This is a genomic window from Compostimonas suwonensis, from assembly GCF_002797855.1.
Lineage (GTDB): Bacteria > Actinomycetota > Actinomycetes > Actinomycetales > Microbacteriaceae > Compostimonas > Compostimonas suwonensis.
In genome coordinates, this window is record NZ_PGFB01000005.1 from 309,504 (window position 1) to 328,393 (window position 18,890).

The following is an 18,890-nucleotide window of genomic DNA, read 5'->3' on the forward strand; positions in this document are numbered from 1 at the left end:
CCCGGAGGTGACGGGGCTCGCCGGAGAAGGCCTCAAGAAAGAGTACGAGTAAAGAGGAGTGTTGAGGCGGATCGGGGCGCCGACGGCGATGACAGCGCCGACACCCCGATCCGGGTCAGGTGACGGTTCGGGTCTTAGGACTCGAACGCGTTCGGCAGGAACTCGTCGACGTTCTCCTTGGTGACGACGGGTGCGTAGAGCTGGATCTTGCGCGGGACCGCGGTCTCGACGAGGTCGCTCATGCCCTTGCCCTGCACGATGAGGCGGGCGAGGTTGATGCCGTCGGCAGCCTGGGTGTGCGGGTAGATGACGGTCGCCTTGAGAACGGTGTTGTCGTCCTTGATGGCGCGCATCACGTTGGCGGAGCCGGCTCCACCGACCATGAAGAACTCGTCGCGGCCGGCGGCGTCGATCGCGGCGAGCACGCCGACACCCTGGTCGTCGTCGTGGTTCCAGATGGCGTCGATCTTCGGAGCGGCTGCGAGGAGCTGCGAGGCGGCTGCCTCACCGCCCTGGACCGTGAAGTCGGCGGCGACGCGGTTGGTGACCTCGAGGCCGCAGTCCTCGAGGGCGTCCTTGAAGCCGGCGCTGCGGTCGACCGTCAGCGGAAGGCTGTCGATTCCGGCGATCTCGGCGACGACGGCGTCGGGGTTGTCGCCCAGCTGCTCGCAGATGTAGGTACCGGCGCTGACGCCCATGCCGTAGTTGTCACCGAGGATCGTCGTGCGTGCGGCGAAGGTGCTCGAGAACTCGCGGTCGACGTTGATGACCGGGATGCCGGCGTCCATGGCCTTGATCGCGACGTCGGTGAGTGCGGCACCGTCGGTCGGGAGCAGGACGATGGCGTCGACGCCGTCGTTGATGAACGTCTCGACCTGGCTGATCTGCAGGTTCGCGTCGTTCGTGCCCTCGGCGACGACGAGGTTGATGTCCGGGTACTTCTCCGCTTCGGCGAGGGCGGCGGAGTTGATGGCGCCGAGCCAGCCGTGGTCGGCCGCAGGGCCCGAGAAGCCGATCGTGATCTCTTCGCCGGCCGCAGCGTTGTCCTCTGCGGAGTTGCCGGACGGAGCAGCACTGCTCGTGTCGGACGGGCTGGCCGTACAAGCCGTCAGCAGACCGGCGACGGCAAGCGAAGCGCCTCCGGCGACGAGCAGGCGGCGGCGCAGCGTGCGTGAAGCAAGCATGTAATTCCTCCTAGTAAGTGATTGCAGTTTCGCTCGCCAATGGGAGGTGCATCGGCGAGAGGACCGGAGCATGCACTCCGAGGTCTCGACTGAGTCCGCATTGACGTTTCATGCAACATAACAGAGATTATTCCGATTGTCGCTCTTTCTTTTTTCTCAAAGGTCACGATTTGGCCCTGTAGCGATGCGCCAACAACAAATCCCAAAGTGAACGGAAGGCGATCAATTCATGGGACGATTTGGGTCGGAACCGCGTGATCTCAGGGCAGAATAATCCCCGGCATCCCGGGCGAGAAGAGAATCGAAAGACCCGAGTCGACCACCGCCTCCCTCGAGCGGGGTGCACGCAGGCGCACGGTCGCTGCGGGAGAAATCAGATCGATTGAGTGCGGGCCTGCAACAATTCTGTTATGTTGCCACCATGATCAATGTCGACCATCCGACCTCGCTGCTGCAAGTGCGCGGTCTCACGAAGAGCTTTGCGGGCGTCCAGGCGCTTAAGGGCGTGGATCTGGACGTCGTTCCAGGAGAGGTGCACTGCGTACTGGGCCAGAACGGCGCAGGCAAGTCGACCCTCATCAAAACGCTCTCCGGCGTCAACCAGCCCGACGAGGGCGAGATCCTCTGGCGGGGCGAGCCCGTCACCATCAGCGACCCCATCGCCGCCCTCGGCATGGGCATCGCCACGATGTACCAGGAGCTCGATGTCGTCGACGGCCTCACCGTCGCCGAGAACATCTTCCTCGGCCACGAATACGCCCGCGCCGGCGTGACCGACCGCCGCACGACCAACCGCAGGGCCCGCGAGATCATGACTCGCCTCGGCCACGGCGACATCCCCCCGAACCGCGAGGTCGGGCATCTGTCGGCCGCCAACAAGCAGATCGTGAGCATGGCCCGCGCGCTCTCGCACGACACCAGGCTCATCATCATGGACGAGCCCTCGGCCGTGCTCGACGCCGAAGAGGTCAAGAACCTCTTCCGGGTCGTGCGCGAGCTCACCGCCGACGGCATCGCGGTCATCTACATCTCGCACCGCCTCGAGGAGATCCGCCAGATCGGCGACCGAATCACGGTCATCAAAGACGGCCGGAGCATGGCGAACAACCTCCCCGTCGCCGACACCCCCACCCAGGAGCTCATCCGCCTGATGACGGGCCGCACGGTCGAGAACGTCTTCCCGCCGGCCACGCCGGTGGCCCCGGATGCCCCGGTCATGCTGTCCGTCGAAGGGCTCGGCGTCCGCGGCCTCTTCGAGAACATCGACTTCGAGGTTCGCGCGGGCGAGATCGTCGGCCTCGCCGGGCTCGTCGGCTCCGGCCGCTCAGAGATCATCGAGACGATCTACGGGGCCCGCAAGGCGACATCCGGAACCGTCACGGTCGAAGGCAAGGCCCTGCCGCCCGGCTCCGTCATCGCGGGCGTCGGCTCGGGAATGGGCCTCTCCCCCGAGGAGCGCAAGAGTCAGGGCCTCATCCTCGACCAGCCCGTCTACCGCAACGTGACGCTCGCGAGCTTCGCGCGCTGGGCCAAGTTCGGCTTCCTCAACGAACGCGCCGAGAAGGCCGTCTCGCTCACCGAGCTCGAGGCCCTCGAACTGCGGCCCGCGGATCCCATCCGCCCGGCACGCACCCTCTCGGGCGGCAACCAGCAGAAGATCCTGCTGGCCCGGTGGCTCGTGCACGGCACCCGCGTGCTGCTGCTCGACGAGCCCACCCGCGGCGTCGACGTCGGCGCGCGCGCCGAGATCTACGCGCTCATCCGCAAGCTGGCGGCGGCCGGAACCGCCGTCGTCGTGATCTCGAGCGAGATCGAAGAGGTCCTCGGGCTCTCCGACCGGGTTCTGGTCATCGCCGAGGGACGTCTACTCCACACAACCAACGCAAGCGACATCGACGAGCACGGCGTGCTCGATCTCGTCATGAAAGGAAGTGCCGCGTGAGCGAGCAGAACACGACCGCTGACGCGGTCACCGCCATTTCGGCCGGCGGCGGCCATCAGCAGCCGGCAGACAAGAGGAACGTGCTCAACCGGGTGCTCGGAGGCTCGGCCGCTCAGAGCATCGGCCTCATCATCGCCCTCGTCGTGCTCTTCATCGTCGGCACCATCACGGCGGGCGACCGCTTCGCCAACTTCGACAACATCCTCACGATCATCCGCTTCGCGTCGATCACCGGTGTCATCTCGATCGGCATGACCTTCGTCATCACCGCCGGCGGCATCGACCTCTCGGTCGGATCGGTCATGGGCCTCGCGACCGTCGCCGCGACGCTCTCGTGGATCCAGACCTTCTCGACGGCGAGCAGCTGGATCGTGATGGTGCTCGTCGCCCTCGCGGTCGGCGCCGGGGCGGGCTTGATCAACGGCATCGTGATCGCCTACGGCAACGTGGTCGCCTTCATAGCGACGCTCGCGATGCTCGTGGCGGCACGAGGGCTCGCGGAGGTGCTCGCCAACCGCACGACGCAGATCGTCAACGAGCAGGGCTTCCTCAACTTCTTCCGCAGCTCCCCTCTCGGCGTGCCGATCCTCATCTGGATCTTCGTGCTCGTGATCATCGCCGGCTGGTTCCTGCTCAACCGCACGACCTTCGGCCGCCGCACGGTCGCGATCGGCGGCAACATCGAGGCCGCCCGGCTGGCGGGCATCAAGGTCAAGCGCCACACGATGTACCTCTACGTGCTCGCGGGACTGACCGCCGGCATCGCGGGTGTGATGATGCTCGGACGCACGACGGCGGGGACCTCGACGCACGGCACGCTCTACGAGCTCGACGCCATCGCCGCGGTCGTCGTCGGTGGAACCCTGCTCGTGGGCGGACGCGGAACGATCATGGGAACCGTGCTCGGTGTCCTGATCTTCTCGACCCTCACGAACATCTTCACCCAGAACAACCTCTCGACCTCGGTGCAGGCCATCGCGAAGGGCGTCATCATCGTCGTCGCCGTGCTGCTGCAGCAGCGCTTCGCCAACCGCACACCACGGAAATGATCGCGAATTCATAGCGGACGCGAATAATGCGCAAGACTGCAACAAATTTATGGTCAAGCGCTGACAAGCAGTCTCAAAGGCAGTAGGTTCGTTTTGAGCCATATGTCTATGACTGAAACTATTATCGCCGCGTGAGCGGCACGAAACAGAAAGCTCTTCTCATGACACTCACCCCGTCGCGTGACGACAAGTTCTCATTCGGCCTCTGGACCCTCGGATGGGCCGCACAGGACCAGTTCGGCGGCCCGACCCGCCCGCACCTCGACACCGTCGAGGCGGTCGAGAAGCTCGCCGAGTACGGCGCGTACGGACTGACGTTCCACGACGACGACCTGTTCCCGTTCGGCTCGGCCGACAACGTCCGTCAGGGTGAGATCGACCGCCTCAAGCAGGCGCTCTCCGACACCGGGCTCATCATCCCCATGGTGACGACGAACCTCTTCTCGCACCCGGTCTTCAAAGACGGCGGCTTCACCTCCAACGACCGCGGCGTGCGTCGTTTCGCGCTCCGCAAGGTGCTGCGCAACATCGACCTGGCCGCCGAGCTGGGTGCGAAGACCTTCGTCATGTGGGGCGGTCGCGAGGGCAGCGAGTACGACGCGGCCAAAGACATCCGCGGCGCCCTCGAGCGCTACCGCGAGGCCGTCAACCTGCTCGGCGACTACGTGACCGACAAGGGCTACGACCTGAAGTTCGCGATCGAGCCGAAGCCCAACGAGCCCCGCGGCGACATCCTGCTGCCGACCGTCGGCCACGCTCTCGCGTTCATCGCGACCCTCGAGCGCCCCGAGCTCGTGGGCCTCAACCCCGAGACCGGCCACGAGCAGATGGCGGGACTGAACTTCACGCACGGCATCGCGCAGGCGCTGTACTCGGACAAGCTCTTCCACATCGACCTCAACGGCCAGCGCGGCGTGAAGTTCGACCAGGACCTCGTCTTCGGCCACGGCGACGTGCAGAACGCGTTCTCGCTCGTCGACCTGCTCGAGAACGGCGGCCCGAACGGCGGCCCCTCGTACACCGGCCCGCGTCACTTCGACTACAAGCCCTCGCGCACCGAGGACATCAACGGCGTCTGGGACTCCGTGCAGGCCAACATGCGCATGTACCTGCTGCTCAAGGAGCGCGCCGCAGCGTTCCGCGCCGACCCCGAGGTGCAGGAGGCCCTGCTCGCCGCACGCGTCGACGAGGTCAACGCGCCGACCCTCAACGAGGGCGAGTCCTACGACGCGCTGCTCGCCGACCGCGCCTCCTACGAGGACTTCGACGCCGACGCCTACTTCGGCGGCAAGGGCTTCGGCTTCGTACGCCTGCAGCAGCTCGCCATGGAGCACCTCCTCGGCGCCCGCTAGGCCGTACCCGCTCCATCCCGCTTGACCCCTTAACCCGCTTCACCCCTTCTGAAAACGACGGAGATTTCGTCTCGAATGGGCCGTTCACGCCAGCTGAACGGCCCATTCGGGGCGGATCTCCGTCGTTTTGGGTAGGCACCGAGAACTGAAAGGCCGCACATGACACTCGTCGCGGGAGTCGACTCGTCGACGCAGAGCTGCAAGATCGTGATCAAGGATGCCGCGACCGGCGCGCTCGTGCGCCAGGGCCGCGCAAGCCACCCCGACGGCACAGAGGTCGACCCGCAGTTCTGGTGGGACGCCCTGCTGTCGGCGATCGACGACGCCGGCGGTCTCGCGGATGTCGCGGCGATCTCGATCGGCGGACAGCAGCACGGCATGGTCGCCCTCGACGTCGACGGGCGCGTCATCCGCCCGGCCCTGCTCTGGAACGACACCCGGTCTGCACAGGCCGCCCTCGACCTCATCGAGGAGCTCGGCGCCGAGGAGCTCGCCATCCGCACCGGCTCCGTGCCCGTGGCATCCTTCACCTCGACGAAGCTGCGCTGGCTGCGCGACGCGGAACCGGAGAACGCGGCCCGGGTCGCCGCCGTCGCCCTGCCCCACGACTGGCTCACCTGGCGGCTGCGCGGCTACGGCCCCGCCGACGAGAGCAGCCTCGGCCCCGTGCTCGAGGAGCTCACGACCGACCGCTCCGACGCGAGCGGAACCGGCTACTGGAGCCCCGCGAGCGGCGAGTACGACACGGCGATCCTCGTGCGTGCGCTCGGCCACTCCGCGATCCTGCCCCGCGTGCTCGGCCCGGCCGAGTCCGCCGGGACGACCCCCGGCGGTCTCGTCGTGGGCGTGGGCGCCGGCGACAACGCCGGCGCGGCCCTCGGCCTGGGTGCCATGCCCGGCGACGTCGTCGTGTCGATCGGCACGAGCGGCACCGTCTTCGCCGTCACCCCCGAGCCCGTCGCCGACGTCACGGGAACCGTCGCGGGCTTCGCCGACGCGAGCGGCGTCTCGCTGCCGCTCGTCGCGACCCTCAACGCGGCCCGTGTGCTGCGCTCCACGGCCGAGCTGCTCGGCGTCGACAACGACGAGTTCTCCCGCCTCGCCCTCGAGGCGGCTCCGGGCGCCGACGGCCTCGTGCTCGTTCCCTATTTCGAGGGAGAGCGCACCCCCAACCTGCCGAACGCGACCGCGAGCCTGCACGGGATGACGATCGCCTCGACGAGCCGCGAGAACCTGGCCCGGGCGGCGATCGAGGGGATGCTCTGCGGTCTCGCAGCGGGCCTCGACGCCGTGCGCGCGGTCGGCGTGCGCGAGACGCGGCTCCTGCTCGTCGGCGGCGCCGCGCAGAACCCCGCCATTCAGGCGATCGCCGCGCAGGTGTTCGACGCGCCCGTCGTCGTTCCGCGCCCCGGCGAGTACGTCGCCGACGGGGCCGCCGTGCAGGCTGCATGGGCGCTCACCGGTTCGCGCCCGAGCTGGCCGATCGACATCGTCGCCGAGCCCGCCCCCGACCTCCGTCCGGTCATCCGCGCGCAGTACGCCCGCTACACGACCTCCTAGCCTCCTCCCTCTGCGCTCACCCTTCCCTCTTCTGTCTGTCTGTTTCTGTCTGCGCTCAACTCTTCTGTCTGTTTCTGTGCTCAAAACGACGGAGATTTGCCCTCTGGAGGCCCTTTCCGGCCCGAAACACCCCATTTTCGGGCATAGTTCCGTCGTTTTGAGTTCCGTCGTTTTGAGCAGGCGGGACGGGGAGGGACGGGGAGGGACGGGGAGGGGAGGGAGCCGGGTGCGCACCCCAGATCAGGGGTAGACACCGCTGTCGGGAATGCGTTCATACCTCGTCTGTGGGTACTGTTTCGAGCATTCACAGATCTTCAGAACGCTACGGCGCGCCGTCATGCCGCGGCACCGGCGACGGCATCGTGACGACTGTGATGGCACGCCGCCGGGCGCGACGCCCGGCTCCCGGTCTCGGCCGGCCCCGCACGTCCCCTTCGGCGGGCTCAGGAAGTTCCCCCGCGCCCTGAGCCTGTCGGAGGGGACTTCTCTCTTCGGTCAGTCCGTCGATCGATCCGCCGGATCAGTCGGCGGCGAGTGCGGTCGAAGCGAGCACCGCTCCCGCCTCACGCAGCCACCGCTCGGTGTGCGCCATCGCGGCGGCCGACGACCCCGCCAGCTCGGTGAGCGACACGCTCGCCGCAAAACCGTCCACGGGAGCCTCGATGAGGCCCGCGACGAGAGCGACGGATGTCGCGACACCTGCAGCCGCCGACCCCGCATCCGTTGCGCCCGCAACCGCTGCGATCTGCGAGACGACCTTGCCCGCGGCCGACTGCTCGTCGAAGCGGCCCTCCCCCGTGATCACGAGATCCGCGCCACGCACGGCATCCGCGAGCCCCACGACCTCGGCGACCGCCTGCGCGCCGGACGCCAGCTCGGCTCCCCAGACGAGGAGCCCGAAGGCGGTGCCGCCCGCGGCTCCGGCTCCGGGCGTCGACGGGTCGACGCCGGCCAGGAGGCCCGCGAGCCGCACGAGGTTCGCTTCGAGCCGGGCGACGGCCGCGGCATCCGCCCCCTTCTGCGGACCGAAGACCGCTGCCGCCCCGGCCGGGCCGAGGAGCGGGTTGGTCACGTCGCTCAGCACGATCGCGCCCCCGGCCGGAAGGGCCGCGAGCGCCGTGAGATCGACGGCGGCGAGCGACTCGAGCCCGCGGTTGCCCCGGGCGAGCGGGCGCCCGTTCTGGTCGAGGAGGCGCACGCCGAGAGCGCTCAGCGCCCCGGCTCCGCCATCGCTCGAGGCGCTGCCGCCCACCGCGAGCAGCAGCCGCCGCACGCCGTGGTCGAGGGCGGCGCGGATCGCCTGGCCGAAGCCCGAGGTGTGCGCGTCGAAGGGCGCGAGCTCGCCGAACAGGGTGATGCCGCTCGTGGCGGCGAGCTCGACGACACCGGTGCCGTCGGGCAGCAGCAGCCACGCGGCATCCACGGCGTCAGCATCGGCGTCAGGCGCATTCGTCCGGCCGGGCCCGTCGACCGTCACCGGCATCCGACACGCACCGGGAACCGCGAGCTCGAATGCGTCGAGCGTGCCCTCACCGCCGTCGGCCATCGGCAGCAGCACGATCTCGTCGTGCGGGCGCACCGAGCGCCAGCCCTCGGCGATCGCCCGGGCGACGACGACAGCCGACGCGGAGCCCTTGAACGAGTCGGGGGCGATCACGATCCTGCTCACGCGCTGCTCCTCGGCGCTCAGACGCATCCGGTGCGGATACGGCTACGGGTACGGGCCGGCCCGTACTCCTCGGCCTCGAGCCCACCACCCAGCGTAACGGGGCGGACGGGCGTCGCACGACCGCCCTCGCTAGGCTGAGGGGGTGACTCCGATCTACCTCAGCGCAGCAGTCGACGCCCTCTCCGCCGCCCGTCTCCGAGAGAACGGCCTCGAGCTGCGCCTCGTCGACACGACGGATGCCGCGGAGCTCGGCTCCTGGCTGCAGGCCGAGTTCCGCGGCTTCCACGAGGGCGAGCCCTCTGCGGAGGAACTCGCCGCAGACCTCGACGGCGTGACCTTCCGCCGCACGACCGGAGTGTGGGACGCCACGATCGCCGAGCCCGAGCTGCCGGTCGCGACCGTGAGCTCCTGGCCCATGCAGCTGACCGTTCCCGGCGAGCGCAGCGTCGAGGCCTGGGCGGTCTCCTCGGTCACCGTCGCGCCGACCCATCGGCGGCGCGGCATCGCCCGCGCCCTGCTCGAGGCGGAGCTGCGCACGGCCGCGGCCGCCGGGGTTCCCCTCGCGATGCTCACCGTGACCGAGGCGACGATCTACGGCCGCTACGGCTTCGGGGCCGCCACGCTCACGGCGCCGCACACGATCGACAGCCGCCGCGCGCGATGGATCGGCCCCACCCCAGCCGGGCGGGTGCACTTCGTGAGCCCCGCGAACCTGCTCGCCGACGGCCCTGCGATCGTCGAGCGGATGCGGCTCGCGGTTCCCGGCGAGGTCGAGCGCTGGCCGCTGTGGTGGAAGAAGATGCTCGGGCTCGTCGAGCCCACGAGCGCCTCCTCCCGCGCCATCCGCACCGTGCGCTACGACGACGAGAACGGGGTGGCCCAGGGCTTCGCCGTCTTCTCGGTGCGCGACAAGGAGGACTACCCCGCCGGCCTGACGGTCAAGCACCTCGTCGCCGCGAGCGACGACGCCTACGCGGCGCTGTGGCGGTTTCTCGTCGAGATCGATCTCGTCGGCGACATCACGGTTCCGCTGCGCTCCGTCGACGAGCCGCTGCCCTGGCTGTTCGACGACCGGCGCGCCGCGCACAAGGTCGACGAGCGCGACCACCTCTGGCTGCGGATCCTCGACCTCGAGGGGGCCCTCGAGGCCCGGCGCTACAGCGCGCCCGGGAGCTTCGTGCTCGAGGTCGCCGACCCGCTCGGCTTCGCGTCCGGCACGGTGCTCGTGAGGGTGGGCGACGACGGCGCGGCCAGGGTGAGCCCTGCGGATGCCTCGGCCGACGGCATCCCGCGTCTGAGTCTCACGGTCAACGATCTCGCCACGATCTATCTCGGCGGGGTCAGGGCCTCGGTTCTGCATCGGGCCGGACGGGTCGCCGAAGGCCGCCCGGGCGATGCGCAGAAGGTGGATGCCGCCTTCCGCTCCCCCGTCGCGCCGTTCACGAGTATCTGGTTTTAGCCGATCCGGCGCGATCCGGGGCGCGGTGTCGCGAAATGGCGCCTGAAATGTCACACGGTTAACCTGGGCGAATTAGGCTACGATCTGTGAATCGTCCGGATAACCCCGCTGACGAGCCGTCTCCCGCGGCCCGCCTCTCCGCGGCACAGCAGGCCGAGGACTGGGTGACCGCCATCGGCATCATCGAGCAGCACTGGTCGGCCCTCATCGTCGAGGATCCGATCCGCATCCGCGAGGCCGTGCACTCCCTGCCGGAGTCGATCGTGCAGCAGAACCCGCGCTGGGTCGCCGCGCAGAACTACCTCGACTACCTGCCCATGGGCGACAAGCCCGGCCCGGTGCGCTACCGCGACTCCACCCCCGCGGCGCCGACCGCAGGACTCTTCGACATGCTCGTGGGCCTCACGAGCCGGTGCGCCTCCCGGCGCTCCTCGGGCGACTTCGCCCGGGCGGCGCGCTGCGTCGACGAGGCGCGGGAGGCCCTCGCCGACGCGAGTGACGAGAGCCTCGTCGAGTTGCAGCACTCCCTTCCCGACCTCTACTTCCAGTGGGGCAAGGCCCGTGAGTTCAATGGGCAGAACCCACTCGCACTGCAGGAGTATCAAGACGCCTACGACCTCGCCGTCGTCACCGGCAACGTGCTCATGATGGCGAGCTCGGCCGGAAGCTCCGCCTTTCTGCACGCCCTGGCGGGCCGCACGGGGGATGCCGAGCGCTGGCTGGGCCGGATGCCCGCGGGCGACAAGGGCTGGCACACACCGCGGTACTCGACGACCGCGAACCTGGCCCGGGCCCTGCTGCACCTCGATCGCCTCGAGTACGATGCGGCCGAACGGGTGCTGCACGACGACATCGACATCGCCCAGTCGCCCGAGTACTGGGCGGCCCTCCTCCTGCTCGAGGCGCGTCTCGTGCACAAGACCGGCGACCCGTGGCGCATGCTGAGCGACATCGATTCCGCGGCGGCGAGCCGGCCGAGCGCCATGAGCACCTCGGGAGTCAACGTCGCCTACCTCTCGATCGCGCGAGCCGAGATGTTCCTCGCACTCAAGCAGCCGGCGCGTGCGCGTGCCGTGCTGGTAACCGGGCACCAGCTGCACTCCGCGGCGATCATGATCGACCTGGAGCTCGCGAAGGTCGAGTTCGTGCTCGGTGAGATCGACTCCGCCGACCGTATCGTCGAATCGCTCCTGCCTGACGCGACCGCCGTGCCCCGAGTGCTCACCGGAGGGCTGCTGCTGCGCTCGGTGATGCGCCTGCGCCAGAGGCTGCCGCTCGAAGCGGCGGAGCTCTTCACCCAATCGATGATGCTCGAGTCGGAGCACCGGCTCCTGTCTGCTCCGACGATGATCCCTCGGGCCGACTGGGATCGGGTCTCGACCCTGCCGGGCAGCGTCGCCGACGCCGAGCTCATTGCGACCATCGAGCGCGAGGGCGGCTTCGTCGCCGTGCCCGAGACCTTCGCGCCGCTCTCGCCCCGGGAGCGCTCCGTGCTCACCGAGCTGTCGACGGGCGTCACGATCGCCGAGCTCGCGGCGCGGCGCTTTGTGAGCCAGAACACGGTGAAGTCGCAGCTGCGCAGCATCTACCGCAAGCTCGGCGTCGCGAGCGGGAAGGATGCCGTGGCCGCGGCCCGGAGGTTCGGGCTGCTCGACTAGCAGGCGCCGGCTTGCGACGCCGGCCGTCTTTCTGCCGCTAGCTGCCTGTCGCGATCCCGATGACGACGGCGATCGTCACGAGCAGGCCGAAGAAGGCGGCGAGCGAGCCGAGCACGAGGCCGACGACCGCGGCAGCCGAGGAGGCCGCTCGGGCCCCTCGCACGCCGAAGACGATCGCGAGCGCGCCGAGGATCGTTCCCACGAAGGGGATGAAGCCGAGCACGAAGGCCACGATCCCGAGCACGAGAGCCGTGGTCGCGAGCGGGTTCGAGGGGCGCGGAGCGGCGATGGACTGATAGGGCGCGGCCGTGTAGCCGACCGTCGTGTACGCCGACGGCGCGAGGCCGGGCTGAGCAGGAGCGGGCGGGGCGTAACCGGGCTGGTGCGTCTGTGTCTGCGTCTGTGCCTGCGCCACCCGGACGTAGTCGGGCTGCGTCGGCGCCGCCGGAGCAGCGGGTGCGGGCACCGGTGCGAAGTGCTCGGTCCAGCTGACGCCGTTCCACCAGCGCAGGCGTCCGCTGCCGTCGTCGTACCAGCCTGGAGGGGTTGCGGTCACGGTTGTCCCGATCGGTCGAAGACGGATTGTCCTCGAATTCTAGCGAGTGGTCACGGCCGCACGCTGGGGATCACCGGCCTCGCTCACCCCGCACGACCACGACCCGCAGCCCCGTGCGCCGGAGCGCGACCGCGCCGAGGGTCAGCAGGGTCGCCACGACGAGAGCCACGGCGACGGCGGTCAGTGCGACGACGATGTCGTCGGCCGCGAGATCGAGCACCCAGATCGCGGCCCAGGGAACCGCCGAGAGCGCCACGACCGCGGCCGCCGGGAGTCTCCGTGCCACGCACAGGGCAGCGACCGCGACCGCGAGCAGCACGAAGACGACCCCGAGGTTGTAGCCGTCGGCCACGGTCTCCCAGAAGAAGCGATCGTTGCCGCCCCGGAGCGCGCTGGTTCCCGAGAACAGCCCGCCGAGCGCGTACAGGGCGACGAAGACGACGACCCAGCCCCCGGTCAGAACGGCGAGGCGCGACCGGCTCCGGGGTGTGCCCGCGAGACTCAGAGCCGCGAGGATGCCGAGGAAGACGAGGTTTCTCGACGAGGGCCCGCCCCACGGCAGCAGCGGGAGGGTCACTGCGACCGCGATCGATGCGATCAGGGCGATCCGGGCCGCCCCGAGCCAGCCGCCGAGCAGCAGCGCGAACGCGAGCGCCCACAACGCCCCCAGAACGACACCGGGGTTCAGGAAGGGCCCGAAGTGAGGGGTCCGCTCCAGCACGAGCTCGCGGCCGGGCACGAACGGCGCCCACGACTGGAACCAGACGTACACGAGCGCGAAAGCCGTGCCCGTCGCGAACGCCGTCTGCGCGACGCGGTCGCGCACCGCGACCGGCACGATCCCGATCCGGGCGGCCAGCCCGTTGGCAGCCAGGTCGACGCGCTCGGAGAGCCGGGGACGTGTGCGCCCCTCGGCGTCGGCCGCGTCGAGCAGCGTGCCGATCGCGGCATCCTCGTTGACCCGTCGCCAGGATGCCGGATACCACCGCAGCGCGCGCCGGTACCGCTGCTCGGGCGAGGCCCTCACGGCCGCACCCCCTCGACGACGTTCGCACGCCCCAGCCCGGGCAGGAGCCCCTGCGGTCGCAGCAGCAGTCGCGCTCGTGCCTCCCGGGCGTTCTGCTCGAGGCGGTCGGCCTCACGCGCCAGCACCGCGGCGCCGGCGTCGCTCAGCGCGAAGTACCGGCGCAGGCGGCCGTCGACGATCTCGTCGCCCGCGGGCTCGACGAGGCCCTGCTGCCCCAATCGGTCGAGCGCGGCATAGAGGGTGCCGACCTTGAGCCGCACCCGGCCGTGCGAGAGCGCCTCGGCTTCTGTGATCAGGCCGTAGCCGTGCTTGCGCCCGTCGGCGAGCGCCGCCAGCACCAGGAAGGTGGGCTCGCGTATCTCGGTCTCGGTCATGTCACCATGATACTCATGTCACGGATATATTACGAACATCTGAATATATGAGATCGTCGCCCTCTACTCGCCGTGTGGCTGCAGGTCGGGGATCTCCCCCGGGCGATACCGCGGCAGACGACTGGCCGGGATGATGGCCAGGGCGCTCACCGAGGCCATGATCAGCAGCCCGAGCTTCAGAGCGGCCAGTCGTGCCGAGGTGTTGACCGCGACGGCCGCATCGACCTGCACGCTCGTCGCATCCGTCTCGGCGAGCACCTCACGCAGACGATCGTTGCTGACGAAATCGACGCTGTCGAGGTCCACCTGGGCGACGAGGGCGGGCGGCAGCTCGATGTCGTTGACAACGGCCTGTCCGATGTTGAAGCCCAGAATCGTGGCGAGCAGGGCGCCGGCGACAGCCGTTCCCACAGCCGATGCGAGGTTCTGCGTGGTCCCCCGCACCGAGCCGACATCTCCTGCGAGTTCTTTCGGGGCCGCTGTCACGAGCACGTTGAAGACGAGCGTCACCAGCGCGCCCTGGCCGACGCCGAAGACGACAAGGCCCAGGATGGTCGGCAGGGTCTCCCAGTCGTTCGTGACGACGAGGGCGAGCCAGGCGAGAGCCGCGGTCGTGAGGCCGAAGCCCGCCATGCCGATCACGCGAGGCGGGAACCGCTTGTAGAGCCGCACCACGAGCGTCGCCGTGACGAAGACGGTGAGGTTGAAGGGCATCATCGCGAGCGAGGTGTCGAAGGGGGTGCGCCCCTGCACGATCTGGATGTAGAGCGGAACCGTGAAGTTCAGCGCGGCCTCGAGCCCCACGACGATGAACATGGCGTAGACGGCGGCCCGTTCGCGCGACGATCCGAGCACTGCGAGGCTCACGAGCGGCACTCTGCCCGCCGCGATGCGCCGTCGGGTCCACAGGAAGAACGCCTGCCCCAGGACAACGCCGATCACGATCAGAAGCGGGGCGGGGGAGAGCCCGACGACGTCGAACGGCGCAGCAGGGGCGGCCTCGAGGATCCCCCAGGAGTTGAGGTTGTTGAAGCCGACCGTGAGCGAGATGATGCCTGCACCGATCAGCACGGCCGCGACGACGTCGATCGCGACGGCGGGATCGCCGCGGTCCGAGCGGAGCCGGAAGCTGAACGCGAAGACCGCGATCGCGAGTGCGAGCACGATGGCGAACACAGGCCGCCAGCCGACGAAGGTGCCGAGGGCGCCGCCGATCAGAAAGGCGCTCACGCCCGAGAGCGCGCGGGCGGATCCCAGCGAGCCGATCGCGGTCGCCTGCTGCACACCGTGGTAGTTCTCGGCGATCAGGGCCACGAGCGACGGCACGATGATCGCCGCCGCCGCACCGGCACCGGCTTGCGCGACGATGACCCAGGTGACCGTCGGCGCGAGGATCATCAGAAGGGCCGAGACCGCGAACAACGCCACCACGATGCGGAACATCACGATCCAGCCGACGCGCTGGCCGAGCTTCGCGCCCACCATCACGAGCGCGGCGACGACGAGACCGTAGGTGACGATCGCCGTGCTGACCGCGGTGGGCGGGACCCCGAACTCCTCGACCATACCGCCGAGCGACACGGGCAGCGCGGCGACGTTGAACGACATCAGCACCTGGGCCAGGAAGAGGCCCGTCAACGGCACCCATGAGGTGCGGGTCTCCGACACGGCCGTCTGCTCACTCGCCATGACTGCTCCTTCAGCTCTCCTGGCCCTGATGGCTCTCCGGATGCTTCGACCGATGGACATCGGATGCGAAGATGTTCAGCCCCAGCGCGCGCGAGAGGTATGCGGTCGCCCGCTGACCTCGCACGCTGTTGCCTGCGACGTCGAGAAGGGGTGAGAACACCCCGATCCCCGCCTTTCCCGGCGCGATCGTGACGATACCGCCCGCGACACCCGACTTTCCGGGCAGCCCGATCTCGAACAGCCACTCGCCGGATCGCTCGTACAGCCCGTTCGCCGCCATCACGGCGAGCGTGTCGCGACAGACCGCGGCCGAGACGACCTGCTCCCCGGTGACCGGGTTCACGCCGCCGTCGGCGAGAGTCGCCCCCATCACGGCGAGATCGCGGGCGCTCACCCGCAGGGCGCACTGCTTCGTGTAGACGTCGACGATCTCGGACGGATCCCGCTGGATGCGTCCGTAGCTCTCCAGGAGCGCGGCGATGGCGCGATTGCGCTGGTTGGTCGCCGCCTCCGACTCGTACACGACGGTGTCGAGCTGCAGGGAGCGGCCGGCGAATCGCGACAGGCCGTCCCGCACCGCCTCCCATTGCAGCTCCGGGGTTCGACCGGGCATCAGAGCCGTGGTCGCGAGCGCGCCCGCGTTCACCATCGGGTTCATCGGATGCCCGTCGTTCAGCTCGATCGCGACGACCGAGTTGAAGGCGAGCCCGGTGTTGTTCACCCCCACCCGCTCGTGCACGACCTCGTGCCCGAGCTCCTCGCAGACGAGGGCGTAGACGAAAGCCTTCGAGATCGACTGGATGGAGAAGCCGACCTCCGCGTCTCCGGCGGAATGCACCTCGCCGTTGACCTCTGCGACGCACACCCCGAACAACTCCGGATCGGCCGCCGCGAGGATCGGGATGTAGTCGGCGACCGCACCGCCTGCCCGGGTTCGGGAGCGCTCGTAGGCGGCGACGACATGCGCCTCGACGGCCTCCCAGCCCGGCAGGACGCCCGTCGAGACCGACTGGTCGACCCCCGCGATGTCCTGCTCCATCACCACCCCCTTGTCAGTCTGGCACGGTGCTCCCCGTTTGACGAGAGCGCAGTGGATCCGGCCTGGCGGAGGAACGGCTACGGCCAGCGGATGCCGAAACCGACGACACTGCGCACGACCTCCCCCGTGACGCGGTCGACGATCAGGGTCGTCACCGAGCTGGGCTCGGAGTTGACGGGATAGTTGTCGGACACGCTCGATGTGGTGTCGGGCACCATCGTGATGGCGAGGTACTGGTCGTTCGGCGAGACGACGACGTGACGCAGGAGCTCATGGGGAAGCCGCGGCTCGTAGATCAGCCTCTGCTCGCCGCCCCGCCGTTCCGCCACGTACTGATCCGGCTCCCCCGTCACCGGATCGAAGTAGCTCACCTGCTCGATGAAGGCGTCCTCTGACGCGAGGAAGCGCACCTCGGCGGGATAGACCTCGCTGCCGTCACGCGGCGTCGTCGCCCTCGTCGACAGCACGGTATCGGTGTCGGCGACATCCGTGAGCGAGCCATCCCTGAGGTCGAGCACCTGCCGGTTGCCCTCGTCGGAGACAGCGACCCGCGTGCCGTCGAGGGCGAAGGCGTCGATCGCCGAGAAATGACCGAGAGGCACCGGGATCGCCTGCTTCACCGGATCGAGCAGGAGCACGGAGGAGTCGAACGCCTGCGCCAGCAATGCCGAACGGCCCGGCAGAAAACCCCACTGCGAGGTCTTGATCGGCTCGCCGTCGACCCCCAGGACCGGCTCCGCCACGGCCGTCGCGAGGTCGATCAGGAAGAGCCCGCTCTCGAAACGCGGCTCGCTCGCGTCGCTGGAGCTCGTGAAGCGGAAGCCGAGGAGGCCCGCCTCGGGCGCGGCCTGGAGATCCTTGACCATACCGGGACCGGGCAGGGTCAGCGCGTCCACCGTGTCGCCGTCGGAGCGCACCATCACGAGCGAGTTGCTGCGATCCTCCTCGAGCAGCACGACGGCGAGCGAATCTCCCACGACGGCGAAATCCTGGATGTAGGGAGCGGAGTAGACCACGCGGTTGTCGGTCGAGCGCACGCCGGTGGTGATGATCTCGTCATACTCCTTGCCCGGCGTGCCGTCGGCGCGCGTGACGGTCGCGCCCCGCATCAGGTAGAAGAACGGTCGCTCGCCCGTCGTGAAGGTCGCAGTGAACTCCGACGGCTGATCGGCCGAGAAACCGGTGACGTCGTCGATCGAGACACGGTACTCGGTGTTGTAGAGCAGACGGTCGGGGAAGACGAGCGTCACCGTGTCGTTGGCGGTCTGCACCTGGAACCGAGCCTGCGGCGCAATGTGCACCTGCGACTCCTCGACGGTCGTGATCTGCTGGTTGGCGTCGAAGATCATCCGCTGATTCACGTTCGCGACAAGGTTCTCCGGGCTCACGTCGACCTTCGTGACGTGGGGGCCCTGCGAGACGGTGAGGCCGAGGAGGCCGATGCACAGGATCGCGAGCCCTCCCACGAGCCAGAGGAAGCGGCGACGGTACCCGGCGGCCGTGGCGGGCTCGGGTTCGGGCCTCGTCGCCGCGACCGAGCGCGTGGCGGGCGTGGAACGCCGAGCGGGTGGGCGCCGGGACGTGGACGGCCGTTGACGTCTAGTAGACATAGGGATCGTTGGGCTCGTCGATGGGCTCGAGGGTCGTCGGCACGACGACGAGCGGGTCTGCGCTCGCCGCGCTCGGGTTCGTCTCGAAGCCGCCCGTGGCCTCCACCCACTGGTCGGCGTCGAAGGTGTCGTCCCAGTCTTCGAGGTAGACCGGCACGCCGATCGGCTGGGCATCGACGGCGCAGCAGGTGACCACGAAGCGGGCGATGTAGAAGATGTCCTCCGGGTCGGAGGGCGCCGGGCTGATGAAACCCGACAGCTTCGCGGTCTTGCCGTCGAAGAACGACGGGTCGGTCGTCTGGGTCAGGAGCGAGGCCCAGTCCTTGAGCGTGAGCCGGTCGAAGTCTCCCGCGCCGGCCAGCAACGCGGCATCCGCGGTGTCGGCCTCGGAGGAGATGCCGCCCGAGTTGATGTCGCGCTGCTCGACGGTCGCCGTCGTGAGGGTCGAGGGCGGGACGACGATCATCGCCGTCGTGAGCACGGCGAGCACGAGCATCCCGACGACGGAGAGGACGAGCTGCCGACGTGAGGTCTTCTCGGAGTCGTCGTGGCCGCGATGGAGCAGCCCGCCGACGACGAAGGCGAGTCCGATGACGGCCATGATGATCGTGAAGACGAAGTACCGGGGGTGGATGTACAGCCCGAGCTGACCGTTGACCGCCAGCACGATCGTGATCACGACGGCGACGAGCGTCAGCACCACTCCTTGCCAGGTCACGAGA

At 69.1% G+C, this 18,890-nt stretch carries 15 protein-coding genes; 6 read left to right on the forward strand and 9 right to left on the reverse strand.

Features of this window, described 5'->3' with window-relative positions; translation table 11 throughout:
* Positions 1-134: 134 nt before the first annotated feature.
* Positions 135-1,184: a substrate-binding domain-containing protein gene (locus CLV54_RS14865; RefSeq protein WP_100345768.1), complete on the reverse strand. Its 1,050-nt coding sequence runs from the start codon at positions 1,182-1,184 to the stop codon at positions 135-137.
* 421 nt (positions 1,185-1,605) lie between these two features.
* Here CLV54_RS14865 and CLV54_RS14870 point away from each other — a divergent pair, with 421 nt between their 5' ends.
* From CLV54_RS14870 to xylB, 4 genes are all read left to right on the forward strand, one after another.
* Entirely contained in the window at positions 1,606-3,126 is a 1,521-nt protein-coding gene (locus CLV54_RS14870) for a sugar ABC transporter ATP-binding protein (protein ID WP_100345769.1), read from the forward strand.
* On the forward strand, positions 3,123-4,175 hold the full coding sequence (locus CLV54_RS14875) for an ABC transporter permease (protein ID WP_100345770.1): 1,053 nt from the start codon (positions 3,123-3,125) through the stop codon (positions 4,173-4,175). The genes CLV54_RS14870 and CLV54_RS14875 overlap by 4 nt, the downstream gene beginning before the upstream one ends.
* Positions 4,176-4,336: 161 nt before the next feature.
* Complete coding sequence (xylA, locus tag CLV54_RS14880; protein ID WP_100345771.1) at positions 4,337-5,527, forward strand: xylose isomerase; 1,191 nt, start codon at positions 4,337-4,339, stop codon at positions 5,525-5,527.
* Between the two features lie 159 nt (positions 5,528-5,686).
* Positions 5,687-7,087, forward strand: a complete 1,401-nt coding sequence (gene xylB, locus CLV54_RS14885) for a xylulokinase (protein ID WP_100345772.1) — start codon at positions 5,687-5,689, stop codon at positions 7,085-7,087.
* A gap of 520 nt (positions 7,088-7,607) precedes the next feature.
* Here xylB and CLV54_RS14890 read toward each other — a convergent pair.
* Positions 7,608-8,756, reverse strand: coding sequence for a glycerate kinase (locus CLV54_RS14890; protein WP_100345915.1), 1,149 nt, complete (start codon positions 8,754-8,756; stop codon positions 7,608-7,610).
* Positions 8,757-8,898: 142 nt separating this feature from the next.
* Between CLV54_RS14890 and CLV54_RS14895 the strand changes: the two genes are divergently transcribed.
* Both CLV54_RS14895 and CLV54_RS18000 read left to right on the forward strand, forming a co-directional pair.
* Positions 8,899-10,215: a GNAT family N-acetyltransferase gene (locus CLV54_RS14895; RefSeq protein WP_100345773.1), complete on the forward strand. Its 1,317-nt coding sequence runs from the start codon at positions 8,899-8,901 to the stop codon at positions 10,213-10,215.
* Between the two features lie 86 nt (positions 10,216-10,301).
* Positions 10,302-11,873 carry a helix-turn-helix transcriptional regulator gene (locus CLV54_RS18000; protein WP_100345774.1) on the forward strand — a complete coding sequence of 524 codons (1,572 nt, stop codon included), beginning with the start codon at positions 10,302-10,304 and terminating at the stop codon, positions 11,871-11,873.
* A gap of 37 nt (positions 11,874-11,910) precedes the next feature.
* Here CLV54_RS18000 and CLV54_RS18005 read toward each other — a convergent pair whose 3' ends face one another.
* The 7 genes from CLV54_RS18005 to CLV54_RS14935 all read right to left on the reverse strand — a co-directional run bounded on the left by CLV54_RS18005 (position 11,911) and on the right by CLV54_RS14935 (position 18,886).
* Positions 11,911-12,429 carry a DUF2510 domain-containing protein gene (locus CLV54_RS18005; RefSeq protein ID WP_245861756.1) on the reverse strand — a complete coding sequence of 173 codons (519 nt, stop codon included), beginning with the start codon at positions 12,427-12,429 and terminating at the stop codon, positions 11,911-11,913.
* A gap of 70 nt (positions 12,430-12,499) precedes the next feature.
* Positions 12,500-13,456, reverse strand: coding sequence for a hypothetical protein (locus tag CLV54_RS14910; RefSeq protein ID WP_100345775.1), 957 nt, complete (start codon positions 13,454-13,456; stop codon positions 12,500-12,502).
* A complete protein-coding gene (locus tag CLV54_RS14915; RefSeq protein ID WP_100345776.1) occupies positions 13,453-13,830 on the reverse strand; it encodes a PadR family transcriptional regulator in 378 nt (125 codons plus the stop codon). Before CLV54_RS14915 ends, CLV54_RS14910 begins: the two co-directional genes overlap by 4 nt.
* Positions 13,831-13,893: 63 nt before the next feature.
* Positions 13,894-15,519 carry an MFS transporter gene (locus CLV54_RS14920; protein WP_100345777.1) on the reverse strand — a complete coding sequence of 542 codons (1,626 nt, stop codon included), beginning with the start codon at positions 15,517-15,519 and terminating at the stop codon, positions 13,894-13,896.
* A gap of 10 nt (positions 15,520-15,529) precedes the next feature.
* On the reverse strand, positions 15,530-16,558 hold the full coding sequence (gene glsA, locus CLV54_RS14925) for a glutaminase A (protein WP_211294568.1): 1,029 nt from the start codon (positions 16,556-16,558) through the stop codon (positions 15,530-15,532).
* Positions 16,559-16,635: 77 nt separating this feature from the next.
* The gene (locus CLV54_RS14930) at positions 16,636-18,168 is read right to left on the reverse strand and encodes a hypothetical protein (RefSeq protein ID WP_157803006.1); all 1,533 of its coding nucleotides are present in this window, start codon (positions 18,166-18,168) and stop codon (positions 16,636-16,638) included.
* Positions 18,158-18,886, reverse strand: coding sequence for a TIGR03943 family putative permease subunit (locus CLV54_RS14935; protein ID WP_245861757.1), 729 nt, complete (start codon positions 18,884-18,886; stop codon positions 18,158-18,160). The genes CLV54_RS14930 and CLV54_RS14935 overlap by 11 nt, the downstream gene beginning before the upstream one ends.
* Between the last annotated feature and the right edge of the window lie 4 nt (positions 18,887-18,890).

Bases quoted from the DNA above. Each gene is read 5' to 3' on its own strand.
- CLV54_RS14920 (WP_100345777.1), bottom strand. From the start codon at position 15,519: ATGGCGAGTGAGCAGACGGCCGTGTCGGAGACCCGCACCTCATGGGTG.
- xylA (WP_100345771.1), top strand. From the start codon at position 4,337: ATGACACTCACCCCGTCGCGTGACGACAAGTTCTCATTCGGCCTCTGG.
- xylB (WP_100345772.1), top strand. From the start codon at position 5,687: ATGACACTCGTCGCGGGAGTCGACTCGTCGACGCAGAGCTGCAAGATC.
- CLV54_RS14930 (WP_157803006.1), bottom strand. From the start codon at position 18,168: ATGTCTACTAGACGTCAACGGCCGTCCACGTCCCGGCGCCCACCCGCT.
- CLV54_RS14865 (WP_100345768.1), bottom strand. From the start codon at position 1,184: ATGCTTGCTTCACGCACGCTGCGCCGCCGCCTGCTCGTCGCCGGAGGC.
- CLV54_RS14915 (WP_100345776.1), bottom strand. From the start codon at position 13,830: ATGACCGAGACCGAGATACGCGAGCCCACCTTCCTGGTGCTGGCGGCG.
- CLV54_RS14870 (WP_100345769.1), top strand. From the start codon at position 1,606: ATGATCAATGTCGACCATCCGACCTCGCTGCTGCAAGTGCGCGGTCTC.
- glsA (WP_211294568.1), bottom strand. From the start codon at position 16,558: ATGGAGCAGGACATCGCGGGGGTCGACCAGTCGGTCTCGACGGGCGTC.